We start from the raw sequence: 20,803 nt of genomic DNA, 5'->3' as shown, positions 1-20,803 counted from the left end.
GGTGAACCCCGTGAGTGATTTGGACGAAATGTGGAAACGGAGGGTCGCCTCCCTCGTGAGGGAGGGGATAATCAAAAGTGAGGCCGTTAGGATGGCTTTTCTCAAGTATCCGCGGTATCTCTTCGTGGAGGAGCGCTATAGGGGCTACGCCCACGTTGATGAGCCCCTTCCAATCCCCGCGGGGCAGACGGTAAGCGCCCCCCACATGGTGGCGATAATGCTTGAGCTGGCCGAGCTGAGGCCGGGAATGAAAGTCCTTGAGGTGGGAACCGGCAGCGGATGGAACGCAGCTTTGATAGCCGAGCTTGTGAGGACCGACGTTTACACGGTCGAACGGATTCCCGAGCTGGTTGAATTCGCGAGGAGGAACCTTGAGCGGGCTGGAGTGAAAAACGTTCACGTGATTCCCGGCGATGGAACGCTCGGCTTTCCCCCCAAAGCCCCCTACGAGGTGATAATCGTCACCGCGGGGGCGCCGAAGGTTCCGAAACCCCTGATCGAACAGCTGAAGCCCGGCGGGAGACTCGTTATCCCCGTGGGAAGCTACCACATGTGGCAGGACCTCTACGTGGTGATGAAGGACGAAAACGGGCGAATTAAGAAAAAGCGCTGGGGCGGCGTCGCTTTCGTGCCGCTCATAGGGGAACACGGCTGGGAGAGGTAGGCTTTTAAGTTCCCTCCCGCTCTCTTTTCAGGTGGTACGATGGTTAGGCTGATAGCCTTTGATCTCGAAGGGACGCTGGTCAAGTCAGTCTCCAGCTGGGTGGAACTCCACAAGATGTTTGGAACCTGGGAGAAGGGAAAGGAATACGCCGAACTCTTCTTTGCGGGAAAAATAGACTACGTGAAGTGGGCGGAGCTAGACGCCTCCCTCTGGCGGGGGCACAGAAAGGATGAGATTATGGAATGGGCGAACTCGGTTGAGTACATGGACGGAGCAAAGGAGCTTATCGAGTTTCTCAGGAAGAACGACTTCAAGATAGCGATACTCAGCAGCGGTCTTATGTGCCTCGCCCGAAGGATAGCGAGGGAACTCGAAGTTGACTACGTCTTCGCCAACGAACTGATATTCGACGGGAACGGTGTTGTTACCGGGAAGGTCAACCCAATCGTCGACTTCAGGAGCAAGGGAACCATACTCCGGGAGCTGAAGGAGGAGCTGAAGCCAGAGCTTACGGTGGCCGTTGGCGACGGCTTCAACGACCTGAGCATGTTTAAGGAAGCCGACGTCAGCATAGCGATAAACCCCCACGAGGGCGTTGAGGGCGACCACAACGTTGAGAGCCTCCGCGAGGTCATGGAAATCATCAAGGGACTCATAGAAGAGCGGGGTCAGTGAAGGGCGTGTTCATCACTCCTCAGCAAAGCAAAAGCTCCTCATTCCCCTGTCGGCCCGGCCGGAATCCCCGCTTCACCCCTCCGCGGGGTGGGCGGACGCCGGGCCGGCGGTGGTTTCTCCGTGCTGGAGCTTAAAAATTTAACCCGTCAGAGCCCGGCAACCCTGAGAACGAGCCACCAGAAGACGTCGCCCCAGAAGTAGCTTATCAAGAAGCCGAGGAAGAGCGCCGGGGCGAAGGGCATCGATTTCTTCCTTAAAAAGCTGTTTTCAATCTTTCCCTCCTCGACGAGCCGTTTCAGTTCCTCAATCTGCTCTCTGCTCAGGCCTTCCGCTGTGGGGGAGGCTATGACCCGCCCCCTGACCGGTCTCAACGCCTTGAAATCCCATGAGAGGAGGGCTTTCTTAAAGCGCTCAAGGCCACTCCCCCGGTCCCTCAGCACCCTGCCGTCCATCTCGTGGATGACCTCCCCGAGAATGTCCCACTCGCGGAGTTCCTGGACGGTGACCTCCTCAACGAGAACCTCGGTGCGCATAAGGCTTATCGTGGACAGGAGAACCTTGAGAATGTACGAAACTGCCAGGGTCTTCAGGAGGACAAGGTATGCGGCGGTTGGGTCTAGGTAGAGCAGATACGCTAAAGCGGCGATTCCGGCCACGTCTCCTACAATCCTGAACCTCGCAAAGAGGGGCAGCAGGATAACGAAGGAGACCACCCCCGCGGCCGGTCCGCCAAGACCTTTGCCGGCGAGGGCAAATCCGACGACAACGATCGCCATCAACCACAGGGCAAACTCCACGGCGGTTTTAATCCCCCCGGCGAATACCTCTGCCAGACGGTTGGTCTTTCCTTTGGCGATCAGAACGCCGAACGAGTAGAGCAGTATGAACGGAAAAACCGCCAGAATGCTGTTGAACAGGAGGGATATGGGGTACAAGGGATATCCAACGCCGTAGGGGGGGACGATCCGGGCGGTATCGGGTGCGAATGGTAGGAGGGCGGAGAACGCGGCGAGAACCACGATATCTCCACTTGCCCATGCTCCAAGGTAATAGAGAAGGAACCCCAGAAGGAAGCCGATGATGAGGCCAATGAAGCCCGCGGTTGCTATCATCGCATTATGTTCGGTGAGGCCTCTGTACAGGTAGTAGACGATTCCAACCTCCGCGGCAGGTATTATAACCTTGTCAATCCAGCCGGGCAGATCAACCTCCTCAGCCTCATCCTCTTCCCAGCCCAGCAACTTGCCCAAAACCGTTAGGGTGGGGAAGGCGTGGACATCGTAAATGAATCCAGTTTTGATGTCGGTGTAGGAAGTCATTATCCCGGCTAACACGCCAAGAACGAGCGGGATGATTTCCATGATTTCACCTCACAGGTTTTCAAGGAGCTGCTTCCTGACCTCCTCGGTGTAGTTGGCTATGGCGGTGTTGAGGTTGTGAACGCTATCCATGACAACCCGTATGGCCATCGTAACGAGAATAAGGACCGCCGCCAGCATGAACAGGTACTCAAGGGCTCCCTGGGCTCGTCGCATTCCCCACACCTAAACCCTCTTCGGTGCTAAAGGATTTAAAAGTTTCCATCGGTTAAAGCTTTTAAGGAGAATGTTAAGGCGAAACGTGGTGAAAATGAGGGTATATCACCTGCGGGTTCGAGAGGAGTATCTGGACTACATAAAGTCCGGGGAAAAGCGAATAGAGGTCAGGGTTGCCTATCCGGGGCTGAGGGGAATACAACCCGGGGACAAGCTCATATTCAACGATTCGGTTCCTGCCGTGGTCACCGGGATCAAGCGTTACGAGACCTTCCGGCAGGTTCTGAGGGAGGAACCGATAAAGAAAATCTTTCCAGACGAGCCGAGCTTTGAGAGGGCGGTGAGGAGGTTCCACGGCATGTACCCGAAGTGGAAGGAGAACCGCTACGGTGTCATCGCCATAAAGTTCAAGCTCATCGGTGAGGGGAGATGAGGCACCTGGAGTTCGACGGACGCTACGCCGAGGCGATACTGAGCGGAAGGAAGAGGGCAACGGTGAGGCTCGGCAGGAGGCCGAATCTGGAGCCGGGGGATGAAGTCCTTCTGCACTCGGGCGGCTACGCGATAGGGAAGGCCGTTATCGAGAGGGTTGAGAGCAAAACGGTTGGCGAGCTCACCGACGAGGATGCCCTTCTGGACGGTTTTTCGAGCAGGGAGGAGCTTATTAGGGCTTTGAAGGAGCACTACAAGTGGGTCAACGACGACTCCACCGCCCACGTTATAGTCTTCAGTCTCGCGGAGCGCTTTGAGAAGCCGGTTATGAGCTCGGACTACGCCTACGAGGGCAACCTTCCGGTGGAGATAGCGGAGAAAGCCTTGAAATACCTCGACCTCTCCGAGGAGGACAGAAAGCTCCTCGAACTTTTCCTCCGGGAGGGAAGCCTGAGAAAGGCCGCCCACAGGCTCGGGGGCATGAATAAGAGGTACCTGATTAGGGACGCCCTCAGAAGGGCCTACGCGGAGCTGAAAAAGAAGGGCATCATGGGGCCGAAGGTTTGAGCCCCTCAAGGACGTTCGTTTCTCCGCCGTTTTTAACTGCAGAAATCACAACTGGAATGAGCTTAAATGTTCCGCCGTGGATTACACGCTTGAGGTCTCTCATGAACGTCTCCATCTCGAACTCGTCCCGGAACTCCAGCTTGGCTATGAAGTCGTACTCCCCGTAGAGCCAGTAACCATCAACGGGGAGCTTTTCCAGAACCTCGTCCCGGACGCCCCAGACGAGGAGTATCGCTTCGATTTTCATCACCTCCGTCGGCGGTTCGTCCCCGGGAGCGGATAAAAGTTTTTCTAACGTTTTTCCGTCATAGATGCAACTTTCTGAAAGATTTTAGGTCCCAACTTGTCGTTCTGCCGGGCAAGTGTTTTAACGTTGGCCTCCAACTCCCTCCGGTGGTTGTGATGCTCAGAGCGGTCTTCTTCGATTTCGTGGGCACGCTCATAACGAAGGAGGGCGAAAACGTTACCCATCAGAACATCGTACGGGAGGTCCTCAGAAAGGCCGGGAGGGAAGACCTCGACTACGTGAAGCTTTGGGAGGAGTACGAGGCCGAAAGCTCCGCGATGTTCAAGGAGCTCGCCGGCAAGCCCTACGTCAAAATCCGGGACGTTGACACCGATGCCATGATGAAGGTGGCCGAGCGCCACGGCTTCACCGTCCCCGACGACTTCTGGGAGATAAGCATCGCCATGCACGAGCGCCATGGCCAGCTCTTCCCCGATGCCGTTGAGACGATTGAGGCCCTCAAAGACCTCGGCCTCCACGTCGGAATCATAACCGACTCGGACAACGACTACATCGAGGCCCACCTTAAGGCACTCGGAATCTACGACCTGTTCGATTCTATAACAACCAGCGAGGATGCCGGCTTCTACAAGCCCCACGAGGGGCCCTTCAGGCTCGCGCTTGAAAGGGCCGGCGTTGAAGCGGGCGAGGCCATCTACATCGGCGACAACCCGGCCAAAGACTGCGTTGGGGCCAAGAAGGTCGGCATGATGAGCGTCCTCCTCGACCCGAATGGCGCGAAGAGGGAACTGTGGGGGGACTGCGACTTCGTGGTTTCAAAGCTGAGCGAGGTCGTTGAAATCGTGAGGGGCCTGACGGAAAAATAAAGAAGGATGTCAGGGTCGGCAACGGCAGGGTTCTTCATTGCCCCTGCGGCTCGCCTAGCGAAATTCTCGTCATCCCCTCTTTTTTCACTCTTTTCACCCCTTGAGCCTCTGGTAGGCGGCATAGAGCCTCTGGAGGACGGTTATCCACGCCAGAACCGCAACCGCGTAGAGGCCGTACTCAACGTAGCCGAAGAGCGCGGTGATGATTATTATCAGCAGCCGCTCCGCCCTCTCGGCTACCCCAACTGCCAGCCTTCCGGAGCCTGCCAGTTCGGCCCTGCACCGCTCGTAGCTCACAAGGTAGCTCCCCATGAAGGCGATAAAAGCCACACGCCAGTCCACGAGATTCCCGAGGGCTATCCCGAAAAGAACCGCTCCATCGCTTATCCTGTCGAAGGTGGAGTCAAGAAAGGCCCCAAAGCGGCTCGTCTTTCCGGTTAATCTTGCGAGCGTTCCGTCGAGGGCGTCTATCAGAGAGCCGAAGAGCAGAACGAGTGCCGCTATAACCTGCTCGCCGCGGTAGAAGAAGTACGCGCCGGCGAGGCTTATCAGCAGGCCGAGGACGGTTATCTGGTTCGGTGTAACGCCGACCCTCGCGAGGGGTCTAACTATGGCTTCGAGGTAACCCCTGACGTTTTCGCGGTACCTGTTGAGCACCATCCGCAACCCTCACTCAAGCTCGATTACCCTCTTTCCCCTCTCCTGCGGGATTATCCTCAGCTTTGCGTTCTCAAAGCTTTTCCTCAGTCCCTTTCCCTCCAGGAGCCTGTCCAGGAAGACCGCGAGAGCGGCGACCTCGCTGTGCGGCTGGTTTCCAACGCCGACGTTGTAGTCTGCCATCTCGTAGACCTCCCTGGGCACCTTCTCGGCGCCGACGACGACGAGCACATCCCTGCCTTCCTTCAGCTCTTCCTGGATTTGGGGCATCGCATCGTCGATGTGGATTCCGTACATCGTGAGGTGGACTATCGCCCCTCCGTTCTCCTTCCATTCCCTCAGGATTCTCTTCCAGCTGGGGTTAAATTCTATCTCAAAGGGCCCTCCCCATCTCCTGACAACGTCCTCGACGCTGTCCCTCACGTGCTCATCCTCCTCAGCGGCGATGATGATTCTGTCCGCCCCGAAGGCCCTCGCCGTCAGGGCCACGTGGGTGGTTATCCTCTTATCCCTCTCTGGTCTGTGTCCGAGCCTTAGAACCGCTATCATCCCACATCCCCCGCGAATATTCTCCAGTAGCGCGTGAAATCCTCTCTCCATGTCATGCTCTTATAGAACTCGTACATGGTTTTTACGTCTTGCTCTATCCTGGCAGTGCTGTACTTTCTCAGCACCCCGTTCAGATTCTCTTCATTGGGTGCCGAGGCGAAGAGGAACAGTGCGTACAGCCTTTCATTCTCGTCAAGGTTGTTCATGACGAGCATGAGCTTTGACCTCAGCTCGGGCTTCAGCCTCTCGGTTACCTTCTTCAGGAGCCTGTCCTCAAGGTTCGCGAGGAAATCACCGGTGACGTCAACGTGTTCGTGTCCCCTGAGGGTCGCCGGTGCCTGGGCGACTATCCTGAAGCCGTCGCGCGTTACGAGCTGGTACACCTTGGGGAAGTACGGACTGGCGAGGTAGTCGTCAACGGAACCAACGAAGCCGTGCCTTACGTCCACGATGTACCATCCATCGGCGGTGTAGAATTCGGTCATGGGTCTCACCGTACAGTCCGTGCCGTTGGAGAGAGTTATGATTCTGGCGGGAATGTCAACCGAGCGCAGCATCGCTGTGATAAGTATCTGGGCCTCGGCGTAGCTTATCCTGTCCTGGGGAAGTATCCTATCCGGCTCAAGGGTTGATGTGGTGTCTCCCAGGGAGTAGGTTCTCATCATCCAGCTGTATATTGCCTCCGCGGCCTGTGGCTCGGATTTGGCACTCTGAATTATCCTGAGCGTCATGTTCCTGAACTCGGTTCGGTTGAACTTAGATGTCGAATTGTAGCGCTCCATCCAGTATCCATCAACTATGTACTCATCGGTTATCCAGTGGTACTTCAGGCCGTAGGCCTCCTTTAGAACCGCCGTGCTCTGGTTCCAGGGTTCCCACACCACCTTCAGCGGGAAGCTTTTGACGGTGCTGCCCTCGGCGCCGCTTATCGCGTACTTGATGATGGCCGAGATGTAGCCCTCGCGGTACGCGTACGGTGCCTTTACGGTGTACCTAACCCTCACCTCATCCTTTCCATCGACTACCGCCGGAAGCGTTCCCGCACTCACAACCTTCATGCCGTTGAAGAGGTTGAAGCTGAGATCGCGGAGTTCTATCGGGACGTCCAGCGGGTTCTTAATTATCACGGTTATATCTGCGGTTTCCCCGCCCCTAATAACATTCGGCGCCTCCACGTTCACCTCGACTTCGTCTGAGGGGCCGGCTTCACTCGACACCGTTACCCTGAACTGCCCATAGAAGCCCGTCCACGAGCGTTTGAGCTCGTCGGTAAGCTCAAGGGACAGTTTAAGGTTGTAGACACCCGGTTTTGGGGGCGCCCTTAGAATCCAGACAAGCTGCACCGCATCGCCTACGGGAAGTATCTCCGGAAACTTCGGCTCCTGGAGTATCTCGAAGCTGTCGTCTCCTAGAACGAGGGTCGCACCGGTGAGTCCGACCTTTCCGGTGTTGTTGACGAGTATCATGACGTGAATCGTCCCGCGCGGTCGGACGAGGGTCTTGTCAACCGAGAATTTAACCTCTGCCGGAGGCTTGAAGAGGCAGCCTGAAACCACCACGATGAGAATCAGCAGCAGGACGGGAATTAACCTCCTCATGACCATCTTCCAAACCCTTTAAAGCCACAACCGTTAATAAGCTTTAGGTGGTGCGGATGATAACTCTGACGACTGACTTTGGCCTTAGGGGCCCCTACGTGGGGGAGATGAAGGCTGCCATGCTGAGGCTCAGCCCGGAGGCAGTAATCGTTGATGTCAGCCATTCAATAACCCGGCACTCCGTTCTTGAGGGGTCGTTTGTAATGGAGCAGGTGGTTAAGTACTCTCCAGAGGGCACGGTTCACGTTGGCGTGATAGACCCGGGCGTCGGAACCGAGAGGCGGGCGGTTATAATCGAGGGCGAGCAGTTCCTCGTCGTTCCGGACAACGGCTTGGCAACGCTTCCCCTCAAGCACATTAAGGCGAAGAAGGCATGGGAGATAGACTTCGAGAGGGTGAAGCGCTTCACCAAGTGTGGGATAAGCTCCACCTTCCACGGGAGGGACGTTTTTGGGCCTGTTGGTGCCCTGCTGGACGCGTGGGTCGAGCCGGAGAAGCTCGGAAACGAGATTCCTCTGGAAAGCTTAATTAGGCTGGACATCGAACCGAGGATGGAGGACGACCTCTGGCTGCTCAAGGTGATATACATCGATGACTTCGGCAACGTCATACTGAACCTTGAGGGGTACGAAAGGCCGGAGAGAGTTGAACTGCCAGACCGTGGCCTCAAAATACCCTACCTGGAGGCCTACGGCCAGGTGAAGCCCGGTGAACTGCTTGCACTCCCCGGAAGCCACGATTACCTTGAGATAGCCGTCAACCAGGGGAGTGCCGCCGAAAAACTCGGCCTGAAGGTTGGGGACGAGGTGAGGGTGAGGTTAATATGAGTGCTTATGATTTGAATAGTATCATTCAGAAACTTGATGAGATAAGTTGGTCATATTATTTCCAGATTTTGGCAATGAAGTCCATTATTAAGGAAATGTCCAAAGATTCTACCAATGAACACAAAAATGATAGTCCTAAGGAAGAAGCTGATAAAACAAAAGTCAATAAAGAGAAGCTTATCCAGAAGTTAATTAGAAAGGCCGAAACTAAGTCGTTAGATTATGGGGAATTGTATCAGCTGTATGAATACTTACGTGAGACTGATAACTTGGATGTAATCCAAACATTGCCCCTAGAAATTAAAAATGAGCTTGAAAGAATCCACACTGAACAATTGCTTATGGAAGAAGCGTTTAAACCCTATCAAGAAATAGCTAGTGCCTTAACTAAGATTGTATCTCCAATCATAGAGGTTTTTGCTAAAATAAGAGAACGCACAGAACAAGAGAAACAGCAAATAATTCTTAAATCCATGCTTATACAGAGTATTGCCTTGTGGGAATCTATCTTGAAAGATTACTTGAGAGTTTTGTTGTATTATGATTCTAGGCCTTTGCTTGTACTAAACAAAGAAAAAATGTTTTCAATAGCAGAAATTATTAGCGCAGAGGAAGAGTATCCTGATATACGTTCTATGGTTGTCGAAAAGTATGTAGAAAGCATATTCTTTAGAAAAAATATAGATGAAATTGATAAAGAATTATCCCGTTTACACATTGTACAACTAAACCAGTTCTCGCAGTGGACTAATCTTCGGGAGGCATATTATCGTAGGAATCTCTTTGCTCATAACAATGGAAGAATTAACAAAATCTATTGTACAAAGCTAAATTTCAATGATTGTCCCATAGGAAAAGAAGTCGAATTAACCCCTGAGTACATTGAAAAGCTTTTAGATGCACTTGGTGAATTTCTCGAATTTATCTATGAAAACAATTATGTAGTGTGTAAACTCAAAAGGAATCAGTCTGGAGGTGATTGAATGGTCAAGCGCGGCCTCTTTGTCGGCCGGTTTCAGCCGGTTCACAACGGACATATTAAGGCGCTCGAATTCGTTTTTTCGCAGGTTGATGAGGTGATCATAGGAATCGGGAGCGCACAGGCGAGCCATACGCTGAAGAACCCCTTCACGACGAGCGAGAGGATGGAGATGTTGATCAGGGCCCTAAACGAGGCGAATCTCAATGACAAGCGCTACTACCTGATTCCGCTTCCGGATATCAACTTCAACGCCATCTGGGCGACCTACGTGGTGAGCATGGTTCCGCGCTTCGACATCGTCTTTACCGGGAACTCCCTCGTCGCCCAGCTCTTCCGCGAGAAGGGCTACGAGGTCATCGTCCAGCCGATGTTCAGGAAGGACATCCTCTCGGCGACCGAGATAAGGAAGCGCATGGTCGAGGGGCAACCCTGGGAGGAACTAGTGCCGGAGAGCGTGGCCAAGTTCATCAGGGAGATAAAGGGCTGTGAAAGGATAAAAATGCTCGCGACGAACCTTGAAAAGAATGAGAAGGAATTGCAGGCTCCGATAAGGATTCCGGAGTTCTGAGGTGACGTTATGGGGGACTGGAAGCAGGCACTTGAGAAGTTCCTAGACCCCTGGAAGGAGAAGGACTTCGTCGAGGCCGCTATCCTCACGGGAAGCTACGCCCTCGGTCTTCAAACCCAGCGTTCCGATGTGGACGTTTACATAATCCTCTCCGACGACGTGGACTGGAGGGAAAAGGGGGAACGTCCTCGTGGACGGTGTTTTGATTGAGTACTTCGCGAACCCCGTACGGGCGGTGAGGAGGTACTTTGAGGAGGAGCTCGCCCAGAACAGCAGGAGCACGGCGAGGATAATCTTGACTGGGAAAGTCCTCTTCGACAAAACGGGAATAACTGAGACCCTCCGATCCGAGGCCGGGGACTACATGAGGAAGCCGTTTCCAAAGCCCGACCCGGTGAAAGTCGAGCTGGCCAAATACTTCCTCTGGGACGCTCTTGACAGTTTGAAAGACGCCGAGGAGAGGGGCGATCCCAGCTATGCCCACGTTTACCACCTGACACTCCGCGGGGCCCTTGAGGTCTACTCCAAGTTTTTGGGTTTGGAGGCTCCTCCCGCGAGCAAAGTTTACCGGCTCTTCAGCGACGAGACGTTCAGAAAAGCCTATCTCTTCCCGGATTTCCCTGACGGGAGGTTTGTCGAACTTTTCCTCCTGGCCTTGGAGGATGTTGAAACTGAAAACCTTGAAGCCGTTGTGAATCATGTGTTCGATAGAATGGGCGGCTTCGACATCGACGGCTGGAGGCTGAAGACTAGGGTTGAGGTTTAGACGCCGGCGCTTCTGCTGCCCTGGATCTGTAGAGCCACATAAACAGGCCCCCTGTTACCAAAAACAGCCCGAAGCTGACCGCGTAGGGCAACGTCGGATGAAGGCTCGCCAGCGCTCCAGCAACGAAGGGAGTGAATAGGCCGAGGAGCTTCCGGTAGCTGGATATCGCCGAGTGGAACTCGCTGGCGCGCTCCTTTGGAATCAGCGAGAACTGCCAGGAACGGTAGAAGGGGAACCAGAGGGTGTTTCCGAAGTCGCCGAGGGCATAAACAGCCAGCGCCAGCCAGAAAGGCGGCGAGAGGGTCATGACCAGGGCATAGAAGGCGTTGATGAACATCCCAAGGCCGATGACCTGAAAGCCCCTTCCCTTAGGGACCCTCTCGCTGGCGTAGGTTCCTATTATCGATGCCAGACTGCTTGCGCAGGCTATCAGCGTCACCTCGAAGACCGTCTTGTGGAGCACGAAGACGACGTAGTTGATGAGCACCAGCTCAGGGGCGAGTGCCCAGGCGAGCGTTAGTAAGGCCTCGAAGGTAAGGAGAACCTTGAACTCCCCAACCTTAAACGTGAATCCCTTGGGTGTTATTCTCTCCTCTCTGCCGACGGAAGGGAGAAATCGCCAGAGGTATGCTACCGTAACTGCCGAGAAGAGGCCGAAGAATATGAAGGCCCAGCGGTAGCTCTCGGAGCCCGGATAAACGTAGCCGAGGAGGTAGCCCATAATCGGGAAGGTGACCAGCCTCGCTATCTCGGGAAGACGGAGATGCCAGGCGAATATCTCTTCGTACCTGTCCTCGGGGTAGATTACCTGCTCGTATGCCCGGTAAAGGGGGTAGAGAACCGTTGAGAGCTTTTCAATTGTTCTTCCGGCGAAGAGCATGAGCGGTGCTGCCACTCCCTTCGCGAGGCCGTAGAGGACGTAGGCGATGCCGTCGAGTATGTCTATCGCGATGAGCCCCTTTTTGATGTCCCAGCGGTTGAACAGCCTGCCGAAGAGGTACGTTAAGGGAATCGCGATGATGTTGATGGCCGTGAAGAACGCCCCGACCTCTAGAACCGAGTAGCCAACCTTCATCATGTAGAGGGGGAACAGTATCCAGACTATCAGGCCGGGAGCAATGAGCGTGTGGTAGAGCATGTAGGCTTTGGCTTCCCTCGGAATCTCACTCCAGCGCATCTGAAGCCCCGTTCATATTACGACTGAAGTTTTTAAACATTTCTCAGGCATTTGGCGTAAATCAGCGCTGGCTCGCCCCACTCCGGATACGGGTCTACTCACGAAGCTTTAAATGGGGTTCCCCCAAATTCAAACGGCGGTCAACGTGCTGAGAAAGTTGATTCCCCTAACGGCACTTCTCATCATCATTCTGGTTATCTTTGGCCTCATGTCCTTTAACCGAACCCCGAACCTTCCGCCCTGCGAAGGCAACGCCACCTACACCCTCGCTTCGGACATAAACGGCTCCCTCGGTGTCCTGGTCGTCTACATGGATCCAGGCATAAGCCACGAGCGGGCGGAGGCCGTTTTTGACGCGGCAAAGAAAGCGGGTGCGAAGTGGGTGAGGATAGGCTTCATATGGGCGCTGGCCGAGCCCTCGCCCAGGGAGTACAACTTCACCGAGTTCGACTGGATAATCAACGCCGCGCTCCGGAGAAACCTCTCAGTTCTTCCCGTCGTGATGTTCACTCCCAGGTGGGCCTCGAAAAAGCCGGACGCGAAGGACTACTACCTCTACCCGCCGGCCGAGGGCGAATACGTCCGCGATTTCGGGGAGGCCCTCGCCGCGCACTACCGCGGGAGGATAACCCACTGGGAGCTCTGGAACGAGCCGGACATGGGGGGCTTCCTCAAAGACCCAGATGGAGACGGCTCGACCGCCGACGATTACGCGGAGATGCTTGCCCACTTCTACAGCGGCATAAAGGCCGGAGACCCGAATGCGAAGGTCGTCCTCGGCGGGCTTGCTAACTCCAAGGTCGAACCCTCCTGCGAGAAGGACTATCTCAGGAAGCTCCTGAGCGACCCGGATTTTCCGGCGGGGGAGAACTTCGATGTGATGAACATCCACACGAACTTCCGGAGCCCCGAGGAGATTATCGAGGAAATCTGGGAGACCCGGGCGATTCTGCGGGAGTTCAGCCTCGAAAAGCCCCTCTGGATAACGGAGACGAGCTACACTCCAGTCAGAAGGTTCCAGATTCTGCCGTGCTATCTGGGGGAGGAGGGCTTTGACCGCTACGTTCACGATGCACTCGTGGTCGAGCTGAACGAAGGCGCCGAGGTCGTCTTCTGGGCGGCCCTCCATGACTACGGGCCCGACAGGCCGGAGAGCGACCCCTACAAGCACTCCGGGCTCTACACCTACGACCTGAAGCCCAAGAGGGCCGTGGAGGTGTTTAAAGAACTGAGCGAGGAGCTGGGCGGTTAGCACTTCTCAAACCGCGCCGTCAGCTCCAAAACCCTCTCCTTAAGTCCCTCGGGCAGGTTTTCATCTTCCAGATGGCCCTTCAGGTCCCCCAGTCTTTTCTCAAGCCATTCTCTGTCTCCCCTCTCCAGGGCGAGCTCCAGCTCATCCTCCAGCGCTTTGAGGTGGCACTCGTAGGCCACATCCGGGTTCTCGGTTATCACGTTCGGCGTTATCTCAAACCCTCTAGCTTTGAGGCACTCTATCTCCCTGACCTCGTGGAGCAGGAGGTACTCACTGGATATCACATCCGCGGGCCCGTAAACATCGTTCTCATAGGTTCTCGCGTTGAGGTAAGTCCACAGCTCAGCTGGAGTTACCCCGGTTTCTATTCCCACCCTTTCCAGGGCTTCTCTGCACTCCTCAACGCCCGCCAGCCATTTTTCAAGGACCGCGTTCACCGCCCGGAGAAACGCCTCCCCCGTCCCGCCCTTCTGATAAAACTCCTTCAGCAGTTCCATGAAGCGCTTTTCCTCCTCCGTGAACTTCTCACCCCTCCAGCGGAAGATCTTGAAGCGCTCACCGAGAAGCTCGACCGTGTGGAAGGTTGTTCTCTCCGAGGGTTTCAAATCCTTCACGAGCTCGACGGTGTTTATCGTGTCGTAGCCGAGCCTCTTCCAGAAAGCTATGGCGTCCTTGTCCTGCGGCAGGACGAAGAGGTAGAGGGAATCGTCGTGCTTCCTGACCTCCTCCTCGGCCCGCTCGACGAGCGCCCTTCCGATGCCCCTTCCTCTGAACTCGGGCCTGACGAAGAGCTCCTCCACCCAGAAACAACCCTCGCGCGAGGAGAGCCGTATGAAGCCCGCGGGTTCTCCCTCATAGGCGAGGAAGATTACGTCGCCCCGCTTGAAGTAGGTCTCGGCCTCCCTTCTATAGCTTTCCTCCTCGTCTGGCTTCCACCCCTGCTTTCCCCTGAGCTCGCGGAAGAACTCGACGTAGAGGCTTTGAAAGTCGGGGAGGTTTTCCCCGGTGAGGTGGATTATTTCCATCTTCATGTCCCCCTACAGCCTAAATGTGCCCTCCTCCATCAACATCTCCCCATCCACGAGCACCGTAGGCTCCGGCAGGACGAAGTCTATGTGTATTCCCGACTCGTTCGCTCCCCCGAGGTGGAGGTTGTGACCCACCGCCACGTGGACGGTCCCGAGGGCCTTCTCGTCGAAAATCCTGAGGCCGAGGGGCCTGACCCCGGGGTTCAGCCCGATTCCGAACTCCGCTATCACGTCGCCCCCCGGGGTTTCAAGCCTATCCCTGAGCTCTCCTGCTCTTTCACCGCTCACCGAGACGACCCGGCCGGCGCGAAACTCCAGCTCAAGGCCGTCGTGCGGAAGCACGAGCCTTCCGAAGGCGGAGCTCTCCACCGGCGCGATGTAGACCTCCCCCGCAGGAACCTCGACCTCACACTCCCTCCGCTCCAGCCGGCAGTCGCGGAGCGTCCCGTCCTCAAGGCCCGGCTCCCTCCCCTCGACGCTGAACCTAAGCCGTGTGCCGTTCCCGTCCGTTATGAGGACCTCCTTCGCCCCGCTGAGCCGCTCCATGAGCTTAACCCCGAGCCGGCGCATCCGGGCGTAGTCCACGCTTACCGCGGAGGCGAACTCGCGGAGGTACCCGTCCGGGTCTATCCCGTCCTCCTCAAGCCACGCCGGCGATGGGAGGTTCACGAGGAGTGTGGGAACCTTCTCCTCCTGCAGGAGGCTGTAGACGGCGTCCCAGAAGGAAAACACCCTCCTCCGGACCTTCCAGGGGAGATTATCAACGACCGTGTATTGGGAGAGCCACACCACGACGTCGGCCCTCCTGATTATTGCCCCGAGGCCATCCGGGGGCCTTTCAGGAAAGTCGCTTATCATGGAGTCGTCGAAGCTCCATACGAGAGGGAACGCGCCGGTGCGCATGGCTTCCTCTGCCAACAGGCCGGCAAAGTCCCCGTTGTGCGCCCCGTGGATTATCAGCACCGTTTCGTTTTTCCCGACGAGCGCCGAGTCCTGGATTATGCGCCTCGCGGCGCTTCTGAGTTCTCCGTTCATCTCAGACACCTACACCAGCTTTTTCCTGAATACCAGAACGTCTGGCTCCTCAGTCTCGTCCCAGAGGTGAAGGCCGAGCCTCTTGAGTCCGGGCAGGAGCGGTTTAACCCCGCTCGGGAGCATCACGTCAAAGCCCTCCCTCCCCCTCTCGCGAGCCACCCACGCCATCGCCGGAAGCATCGCCTTGAGAGTTGCCAGGCCGACGTCGAGGGGCGTGAACGTTGTCCCCTTCGTTGAGACGAGGAAGCGGAAGCCGTTAAAGTCGTAGAGCTCCGCGTTTTCCCTAATCCACTCTAAAGCCTTCTCGCTCCTTCTCACGAAGCGCCAGCCGACTGGAATCAGGCCGAGCGTTAAATCACTCAGTTCCGGCTCGATTCGCTCGGGCTCCTCTGGCTGAAAATCCCCAGTATTCGCCCCAAAGACGAAGAACTTCGCCTTAACCCTAAAGCCCGTCTTTTCGGCCATTGAGATGCTCTCGCGGTTGAGGAAGTAGGTCGCGAACTCAAGGGCCTCGATTTTTCCCTCTCTGGCAAGCCTTTCGCCGAGCCCGAGCAGGAAGTCGTGGAGCTTCCGTCCGTAGCCCCTACCCCTGTATTCTGGGTGAACCCTCAGCCCCTCAAGCCAGCCGACCTTTCCGGGTAGAATGGTTAGTTTTGCCGTTCCGATGACCTTTCCGTCCACTTCGAGCACGTAAAAACCGCCGTCCTCGAACCACTCGTCGAAGACCCGCGCGAGGTAGTCTTCTCCCTCCCACGTTAGCCTCGCTATCTCCTCGATGAAGGGTTTATCCTCTGGCTTTGCCTCGCGGATGAGCGGTTCCATGGTATCACTTTGAGATTTACATCGCTTATCTCTCATTTATTTTTCCTCCTTATTTTTGTGTGGAGCTCGCCTAGGGAAAAGATACGTCAGTTGTGGGGTTTTAGTTGTATTGTTAGTCGTCTTTTTAGGTCTCCCGTTATATAAACTACAACCTTTTCTGCATCCACCTTCGTGACGACTCGAATGATTGAGATATATAGAAGGGGTGCTGTTGTGGTCTCAAAAGTTGAAGTTGCTTGCTCGTACAACCTCTTGGAGGTGAATTTCAAGAAAAGGGTATCATTTTCATAAGCGCATCCAGTGAGATTAAAGTCCCACTTTCCCTTAAGCTTGAGAATGTTGACTATGGTTATGTTCTCTCCGGGATGAACCTCGCCCCATCTAGTTTTCTCCCATCCCACGTGCGGCAAATCCTCGGGGATGGGATATTCAACAAGGTTAGAGCAGTTTTGTGTCCAGGGTATCTGCTCCTCTGTGGGGATTCTGTGTCTGCTGGGAGTATAACCTAACAGAATCATTAAAATAAAAAGAGAAATAAGTAATGAGGCAAAAATATTTCTTTTGTTCATACTCTATCCCTCACGTAACATCAAGAACAATCCCCAAGTCTTTTTCAATTCCATCTATTGGACTATATGCAGAAACTGTATCCGTACCCCCCCAGTATACACCATAAATCACTGCAGCTTCATTTCTGTAGTTGTGATAGACTGGGGCCCCGCTATCTCCTCCTGCAGCATAAAAGGTAGTCTCCATTTGGCAATAAAAGTATGCAGTAGATGGGTATCCATACTTAAGCTGTTCTTCTTCTGTATATTGCATCACTGATGTTACACATTTGTTTATTATTGAGCCAGATGTTTTTCCAGTTGTTCTGCCAACTTTGTATACTATCTCACCAACATATTGCTCAGTAGAATATTTCTTACCAATCACGTTGCCATTAGTATAAATTTCTGGGGAGATATCCGCATTTGTTACGTGAATCAATAGCGAGTCACTGTACCTGTAAGGAACGGATCCACTATCTCTGAAAAAAGGATTATACTCAATCTGGCCAATATAATACTCTTCACTACTTGTATCGGGTTGATAAACATGTTGTCCATTAGTACCATAGACCCCAAAATGACCAGCTGTTATAGCATATTTTTCATTATTGTAATAACCAACATAACCTAATGTGCCAATACCTCCCAACTCTTTGTTTACTATTTGGATACCTCCAATAAGAGGTCTAATTAAATCTGTATTGATATTTGGTCTCATGTATTTTCTTTTTTCAACTCTTACTGCCTCTTTTGGTATCCCAAGCTTTTTCAATTCACTTTCAAGTGATCTTAATATCTCTGGCGTTACCTCCTCCAAACCAATGGTTAGAGAGTTATGGGCCTCGTCCGCGTCAATCATTGTGATTCCAAGCTGTTTGATAGTCTTGCTATTAAGTTTTTCTATTAAATGTTTCCATTTTACTAACTGTTTAAAACTGTATTTTCCCCTCAGGAATACCACGTTCACTTTTCCTCTGTATTTTTCTAAGGCTTGCTTGATTTTATCCTTACCTTCCTCATCCTTCACATATACGAAGATTAATCCCTTCCCCTCGTTAATAAACATTCCCCCATAGGAAGGCAAGTCTGTTGAGAATTTCCCCTGAAGTTCATTAATTCCCACCAAACCAGTTAAATCCCTCGCAGCTTGATGCAATGTCATTGGATCCGGCTTCTTGAACAAACCATAGGGCATTTCCTTGAAGGCAAACCCTTCAAAACCCTCGGCTTTCTCAGGTTCTTGGCAGTACCACCAGACTCTGGGCTCGCTTTTCTCAATCCACCCTCCATTCTTAAAGACCCAGTAGTTCACAGGCTGGCAAGCTTTGTCGCTGCTGTTCTTAACAATATTTGCACTGCTAAAAGAACTCAAAATCAGCAAATTAAGTAACAAAACACTTAACAGCTTCCATCGCATTGGCATCACCACATAGGTTTTTCATAATATTGTGTACTTCAAACTATTTAAATATCTCTACTTTATATACGTAAAATCACTCAAAAAAAAGAGTAACTAGCAATACCCCGCGTTTCTAAAAATAGCTGGGATTAAAGTAGTGTAACTTTGAAGAGTAAGCTAAAGACTGGTGATTATTCAACAATTCGGAGTTATCCCATTCGGATCATGTAGACAACTACATAAAACAGAGCTATCCCCACACATGCCACTCCGGCCGCGAGGAGTGAGGCCATTAAAATCGCTATTCCATTCTCAATCAGCCACGCGAAGGTCAGCTGCGACAGCGGAATCACCAGCGTCGCGAGGGCGTCAAAAACGCCCCTGACAGTTCCAAGGCTCTCCAGAGGAATGAACTTCTGCATCAGGCTGTTGAAGGAGACGTTGAGGAGCTCCCTGCCGAAGCCGAGGATAAAAACTGCCGGAAACAGCGCTACCACCGCGGGAACACCGACGATGAGGAGCGCGATGCTCTGGAGAAGCATTCCGAGGATCAGCGGCCGCTTTAGCCCGGCCAGTCTCCTGCTGGATAGATATGTCAGCCCCGCAACCGCCACGAGGCCCCCGACCGTCGTGAGCCCCTGGAGGAGGCCGTAGAGGACCTCACCTTTTGTGAGTTCCCTCAGGGAGGCGAAGACGAATATCCTGAAGGAACCTAATGCGAAATTGAAGAGCAGCACCGAGGCGAGTATTCCAACCACGAGGCGATGGCTGATTTGCAACCGCTCCCCCTCTCTCGTCTCACCAGTTCCATCGCGCCTCACCTCGACGTCCAGGTATGGGAGGAGCGTGAGCGCACCGATTAGAAGAAGAATCGCGTCGAGGAACATTGCCCTTATCCCGAAGCGATACGCCAAGAACCCCGCCAGCGGAAATGCCGCCAGGGAGACTCCGTTCCCCAGGGTTGCCAGCGCCGCGTTCAGTCCCTGAAGCTCACTCTCGTCAAAGGTCATCGAGGCTATCAGCGAAAACCCGTAGTAGCGGTGTAGGATGTCCAGCGCGGAGATTCCGGAGACTATAAGGTAGAATGCCCAGACGTTCGAGGATAGTGGGATTATGAGGACTGCAAGCAGGGACTGGAGAATGAGCGCTAGGAAAGCGAGTCTGACTTTTTTAGCCGTCCTGTCGAGGGTTCTCCCGAGGATTGGGGGGAGAATAACCCACGGTAAGTGGGTAAAGAGCGCAAAACCGCCGATGCTCACCAGCGAGCCTGTTGTGCCCAGCAGACTCCAGGGTAGGGCGACACTCTCTACTGCATCCCCGATGATTCTAAAGGATGATGTGAGCATATGCAGGCGGTAGAGGGTTCGTTTCATGGAACGGGATTGGGAGAAGGATTTAAAAAAATTATGAATCAAACTTCATGCGGTGTTCAAAATGGAAAAGTGGGACTTTGATGACTGGGCCGAAAGCTACGACGAGGACGTAACAACGGAGGACTGGATACACAGGGACTACTGGAAGGTTCTCAGACTTGTTGCTGGACGGACTGGGGGAGCCGTTGTCGACATCGGGTGCGGTACGGGCAACATACTGCGCTTTCTCGGCTCGGAAAACTACGTCGGCGTTGAGCCCTCAGATGGGATGAGAAAGAGGTTCCGGGAGAAGCACGGCTTCGAACCGCTCAACGGTCACTTTTTGGCGCTTCCCCTGCAGGATGGAGTAGCCGACACCGTAATAACGACTTACGCCTTCCACCACGTGCCGGATGGGGAGAAGGAGGACGCGATTAAGGAGATGCTCCGCATTCTCAAACCTGGCGGGAGAATCGTCATCGCCGATGTGATGTTTGAGTCGGAGGAGGAAAAGATGAGCATCGGGGAGGAGGACGGTCTAAGGGAGGAGATAGAGGACGAGTACTTCGCCACCGTTGATGTGCTGAGAAAAATCTGCACGAAGCTGGGGCTGAAGTGCCGGTTCGAGAGGGTGAACCGCTACGTCTGGATTGTTGAAATGGTCAGCTCACGTTAATCCTGACGACCGCCCAGCTCCTCCAGCCTGCATCGGAGAAGGCAACAGCGTAGAGGTAGTATGTCCCGGTTCTTTCGGGCGTCACTTTGAGGGTGAAAGGCACGGTTTTTCCCGGTTCGAGGGCTATTCCCGATGGGTCTATCCTGACTTTCAGTCCTTCGACGCTTCTCAGCTTACCGCTCACGTAGCTCCATGAGTCTTTTGTGTATTCTGGACCGAGGTAGGCCCTCAGAGTCGCGTTCCCTGAGTATTGGCAGGTTTCGTTCCCAACGAAAAAAGCCTTCCCCTCAACGGCGCCGGTGATTTCCGCGCTCTCTCCAACGTGCAGGCTCACGTTCTCCTCCGTCAGATTCAGGACGTGGGCGTTCAGCTCGCCGTAGCCGGGATGAACGCAGTCGCCACCGCTGTTGTGCTCCCGGGAATTCCCCGATATCACGGACCCTTCCGGCGAGTAGAACCATCCGGCAACTGCTATGCCGATGACTATGAGTACCAGCATTACGGACATGAATCCTCTCATTGCTGGGGCACCCCATTAGTCCAGTTCCAATTAGTGGTGTTCGTGGCTTAAAGTTTTC

26 protein-coding genes are annotated in these 20,803 nt (G+C 54.1%); 12 read left to right on the top strand and 14 right to left on the bottom strand.

Going from position 1 to position 20,803, the window contains the following annotated elements; genetic code table 11:
* Nucleotides 1-28: 28 nt before the first annotated feature.
* Nucleotides 29-664 carry a protein-L-isoaspartate(D-aspartate) O-methyltransferase gene (locus E3E51_RS00895; RefSeq protein WP_167911648.1) on the top strand — a complete coding sequence of 212 codons (636 nt, stop codon included), beginning with the start codon at nt 29-31 and terminating at the stop codon, nt 662-664.
* Nucleotides 665-703: 39 nt separating this feature from the next.
* Nucleotides 704-1,339: an HAD-IB family phosphatase gene (locus E3E51_RS00890; protein ID WP_167911261.1), complete on the top strand. Its 636-nt coding sequence runs from the start codon at nt 704-706 to the stop codon at nt 1,337-1,339.
* A 146-nt stretch (nt 1,340-1,485) separates the two neighbouring features.
* On the opposite strand, the gene E3E51_RS00885 is transcribed toward E3E51_RS00890, so the two are convergent.
* Both E3E51_RS00885 and E3E51_RS00880 read right to left on the bottom strand, forming a co-directional pair.
* Nucleotides 1,486-2,700: an A24 family peptidase C-terminal domain-containing protein gene (locus tag E3E51_RS00885; RefSeq protein WP_167911260.1), complete on the bottom strand. Its 1,215-nt coding sequence runs from the start codon at nt 2,698-2,700 to the stop codon at nt 1,486-1,488.
* Between the two features lie 9 nt (nt 2,701-2,709).
* On the bottom strand, nt 2,710-2,874 hold the full coding sequence (locus E3E51_RS00880; RefSeq protein WP_167911259.1) for a class III signal peptide-containing protein: 165 nt from the start codon (nt 2,872-2,874) through the stop codon (nt 2,710-2,712).
* Nucleotides 2,875-2,968: 94 nt separating this feature from the next.
* Between E3E51_RS00880 and E3E51_RS00875 the strand changes: the two genes are divergently transcribed.
* Complete coding sequence (locus tag E3E51_RS00875) at nt 2,969-3,307, top strand: ASCH domain-containing protein (protein WP_167911647.1); 339 nt, start codon at nt 2,969-2,971, stop codon at nt 3,305-3,307.
* Nucleotides 3,304-3,873 carry an ASCH domain-containing protein gene (locus tag E3E51_RS00870; RefSeq protein WP_167911258.1) on the top strand — a complete coding sequence of 190 codons (570 nt, stop codon included), beginning with the start codon at nt 3,304-3,306 and terminating at the stop codon, nt 3,871-3,873. The genes E3E51_RS00875 and E3E51_RS00870 overlap by 4 nt, the downstream gene beginning before the upstream one ends.
* Here the strand turns inward: E3E51_RS00870 and E3E51_RS00865 are convergent.
* Nucleotides 3,854-4,120: a hypothetical protein gene (locus E3E51_RS00865; RefSeq protein ID WP_167911646.1), complete on the bottom strand. Its 267-nt coding sequence runs from the start codon at nt 4,118-4,120 to the stop codon at nt 3,854-3,856. The genes E3E51_RS00870 and E3E51_RS00865 overlap by 20 nt on opposite strands.
* A gap of 155 nt (nt 4,121-4,275) precedes the next feature.
* Here E3E51_RS00865 and E3E51_RS00860 point away from each other — a divergent pair, with 155 nt between their 5' ends.
* Nucleotides 4,276-4,986, top strand: a complete 711-nt coding sequence (locus tag E3E51_RS00860; protein ID WP_167911645.1) for a TIGR02253 family HAD-type hydrolase — start codon at nt 4,276-4,278, stop codon at nt 4,984-4,986.
* A 93-nt stretch (nt 4,987-5,079) separates the two neighbouring features.
* Here the strand turns inward: E3E51_RS00860 and pgsA are convergent, their stop codons facing one another.
* Genes pgsA through E3E51_RS00845 form a run of 3 tightly spaced genes read right to left on the bottom strand, consistent with a single transcriptional unit; the run spans nt 5,080 to nt 7,796 of the window.
* Nucleotides 5,080-5,646 carry an archaetidylinositol phosphate synthase gene (pgsA, locus tag E3E51_RS00855; RefSeq protein ID WP_167911257.1) on the bottom strand — a complete coding sequence of 189 codons (567 nt, stop codon included), beginning with the start codon at nt 5,644-5,646 and terminating at the stop codon, nt 5,080-5,082.
* A gap of 9 nt (nt 5,647-5,655) precedes the next feature.
* The gene (locus tag E3E51_RS00850) at nt 5,656-6,192 is read right to left on the bottom strand and encodes a tRNA (cytidine(56)-2'-O)-methyltransferase (RefSeq protein WP_167911256.1); all 537 of its coding nucleotides are present in this window, start codon (nt 6,190-6,192) and stop codon (nt 5,656-5,658) included.
* Nucleotides 6,189-7,796: a transglutaminase domain-containing protein gene (locus tag E3E51_RS00845; RefSeq protein ID WP_167911255.1), complete on the bottom strand. Its 1,608-nt coding sequence runs from the start codon at nt 7,794-7,796 to the stop codon at nt 6,189-6,191. The genes E3E51_RS00850 and E3E51_RS00845 overlap by 4 nt, the downstream gene beginning before the upstream one ends.
* Nucleotides 7,797-7,846: 50 nt before the next feature.
* Between E3E51_RS00845 and E3E51_RS00840 the strand changes: the two genes are divergently transcribed.
* The 5 genes from E3E51_RS00840 to E3E51_RS00825 are packed head-to-tail and all read left to right on the top strand — an operon-like array spanning nt 7,847 to nt 10,933.
* Nucleotides 7,847-8,617, top strand: coding sequence for an S-adenosyl-l-methionine hydroxide adenosyltransferase family protein (locus E3E51_RS00840; RefSeq protein WP_167911644.1), 771 nt, complete (start codon nt 7,847-7,849; stop codon nt 8,615-8,617).
* Entirely contained in the window at nt 8,614-9,600 is a 987-nt protein-coding gene (locus E3E51_RS00835) for a hypothetical protein (protein ID WP_167911254.1), read from the top strand. Before E3E51_RS00840 ends, E3E51_RS00835 begins: the two co-directional genes overlap by 4 nt.
* On the top strand, nt 9,601-10,167 hold the full coding sequence (locus tag E3E51_RS00830; RefSeq protein WP_167911253.1) for a nicotinamide-nucleotide adenylyltransferase: 567 nt from the start codon (nt 9,601-9,603) through the stop codon (nt 10,165-10,167).
* A 9-nt stretch (nt 10,168-10,176) separates the two neighbouring features.
* Entirely contained in the window at nt 10,177-10,377 is a 201-nt protein-coding gene (locus E3E51_RS13095) for a nucleotidyltransferase domain-containing protein (RefSeq protein WP_240924214.1), read from the top strand.
* Entirely contained in the window at nt 10,358-10,933 is a 576-nt protein-coding gene (locus E3E51_RS00825; RefSeq protein WP_240924213.1) for a nucleotidyltransferase, read from the top strand. The genes E3E51_RS13095 and E3E51_RS00825 overlap by 20 nt, the downstream gene beginning before the upstream one ends.
* On the opposite strand, the gene E3E51_RS00820 is transcribed toward E3E51_RS00825, so the two are convergent.
* Nucleotides 10,917-12,110 carry an MFS transporter gene (locus E3E51_RS00820; protein ID WP_167911252.1) on the bottom strand — a complete coding sequence of 398 codons (1,194 nt, stop codon included), beginning with the start codon at nt 12,108-12,110 and terminating at the stop codon, nt 10,917-10,919. The genes E3E51_RS00825 and E3E51_RS00820 overlap by 17 nt on opposite strands.
* Nucleotides 12,111-12,255: 145 nt before the next feature.
* Between E3E51_RS00820 and E3E51_RS00815 the strand changes: the two genes are divergently transcribed.
* Nucleotides 12,256-13,362, top strand: coding sequence for a cellulase family glycosylhydrolase (locus tag E3E51_RS00815; RefSeq protein WP_167911251.1), 1,107 nt, complete (start codon nt 12,256-12,258; stop codon nt 13,360-13,362).
* On the opposite strand, the gene E3E51_RS13090 is transcribed toward E3E51_RS00815, so the two are convergent.
* The 6 genes from E3E51_RS13090 to E3E51_RS00785 form a co-directional block, all read right to left on the bottom strand.
* A complete protein-coding gene (locus tag E3E51_RS13090; protein ID WP_240924212.1) occupies nt 13,359-14,393 on the bottom strand; it encodes a GNAT family N-acetyltransferase in 1,035 nt (344 codons plus the stop codon). The genes E3E51_RS00815 and E3E51_RS13090 overlap by 4 nt on opposite strands.
* 6 nt (nt 14,394-14,399) lie before the next feature.
* A complete protein-coding gene (locus E3E51_RS00805; RefSeq protein WP_167911250.1) occupies nt 14,400-15,425 on the bottom strand; it encodes an aminopeptidase in 1,026 nt (341 codons plus the stop codon).
* Between the two features lie 9 nt (nt 15,426-15,434).
* The gene (locus tag E3E51_RS00800) at nt 15,435-16,247 is read right to left on the bottom strand and encodes a GNAT family N-acetyltransferase (RefSeq protein WP_167911249.1); all 813 of its coding nucleotides are present in this window, start codon (nt 16,245-16,247) and stop codon (nt 15,435-15,437) included.
* 86 nt (nt 16,248-16,333) lie between these two features.
* Nucleotides 16,334-16,816: a hypothetical protein gene (locus E3E51_RS00795; RefSeq protein ID WP_240924211.1), complete on the bottom strand. Its 483-nt coding sequence runs from the start codon at nt 16,814-16,816 to the stop codon at nt 16,334-16,336.
* Between the two features lie 10 nt (nt 16,817-16,826).
* On the bottom strand, nt 16,827-18,215 hold the full coding sequence (locus E3E51_RS00790; protein WP_167911248.1) for a protease: 1,389 nt from the start codon (nt 18,213-18,215) through the stop codon (nt 16,827-16,829).
* A gap of 191 nt (nt 18,216-18,406) precedes the next feature.
* Complete coding sequence (locus E3E51_RS00785) at nt 18,407-19,570, bottom strand: MFS transporter (RefSeq protein WP_167911247.1); 1,164 nt, start codon at nt 19,568-19,570, stop codon at nt 18,407-18,409.
* Nucleotides 19,571-19,631: 61 nt separating this feature from the next.
* Here E3E51_RS00785 and E3E51_RS00780 point away from each other — a divergent pair, with 61 nt between their 5' ends.
* Nucleotides 19,632-20,225 (top strand): class I SAM-dependent methyltransferase, encoded by a 594-nt coding sequence (locus tag E3E51_RS00780; RefSeq protein ID WP_167911642.1) that lies wholly within the window; start codon nt 19,632-19,634, stop codon nt 20,223-20,225.
* Here E3E51_RS00780 and E3E51_RS00775 read toward each other — a convergent pair.
* Complete coding sequence (locus E3E51_RS00775) at nt 20,212-20,745, bottom strand: hypothetical protein (protein WP_167911246.1); 534 nt, start codon at nt 20,743-20,745, stop codon at nt 20,212-20,214. The two genes, E3E51_RS00780 and E3E51_RS00775, sit on opposite strands and share 14 nt — an antisense overlap.
* Nucleotides 20,746-20,803 lie beyond the last annotated feature (58 nt).

The organism is Thermococcus sp. 21S7, assembly GCF_012027615.1.
Lineage (GTDB): Archaea > Methanobacteriota_B > Thermococci > Thermococcales > Thermococcaceae > Thermococcus.
Note: the sequence above shows the minus strand (reverse complement) of the source record. Positions and strands in the feature narration are given on the sequence as shown.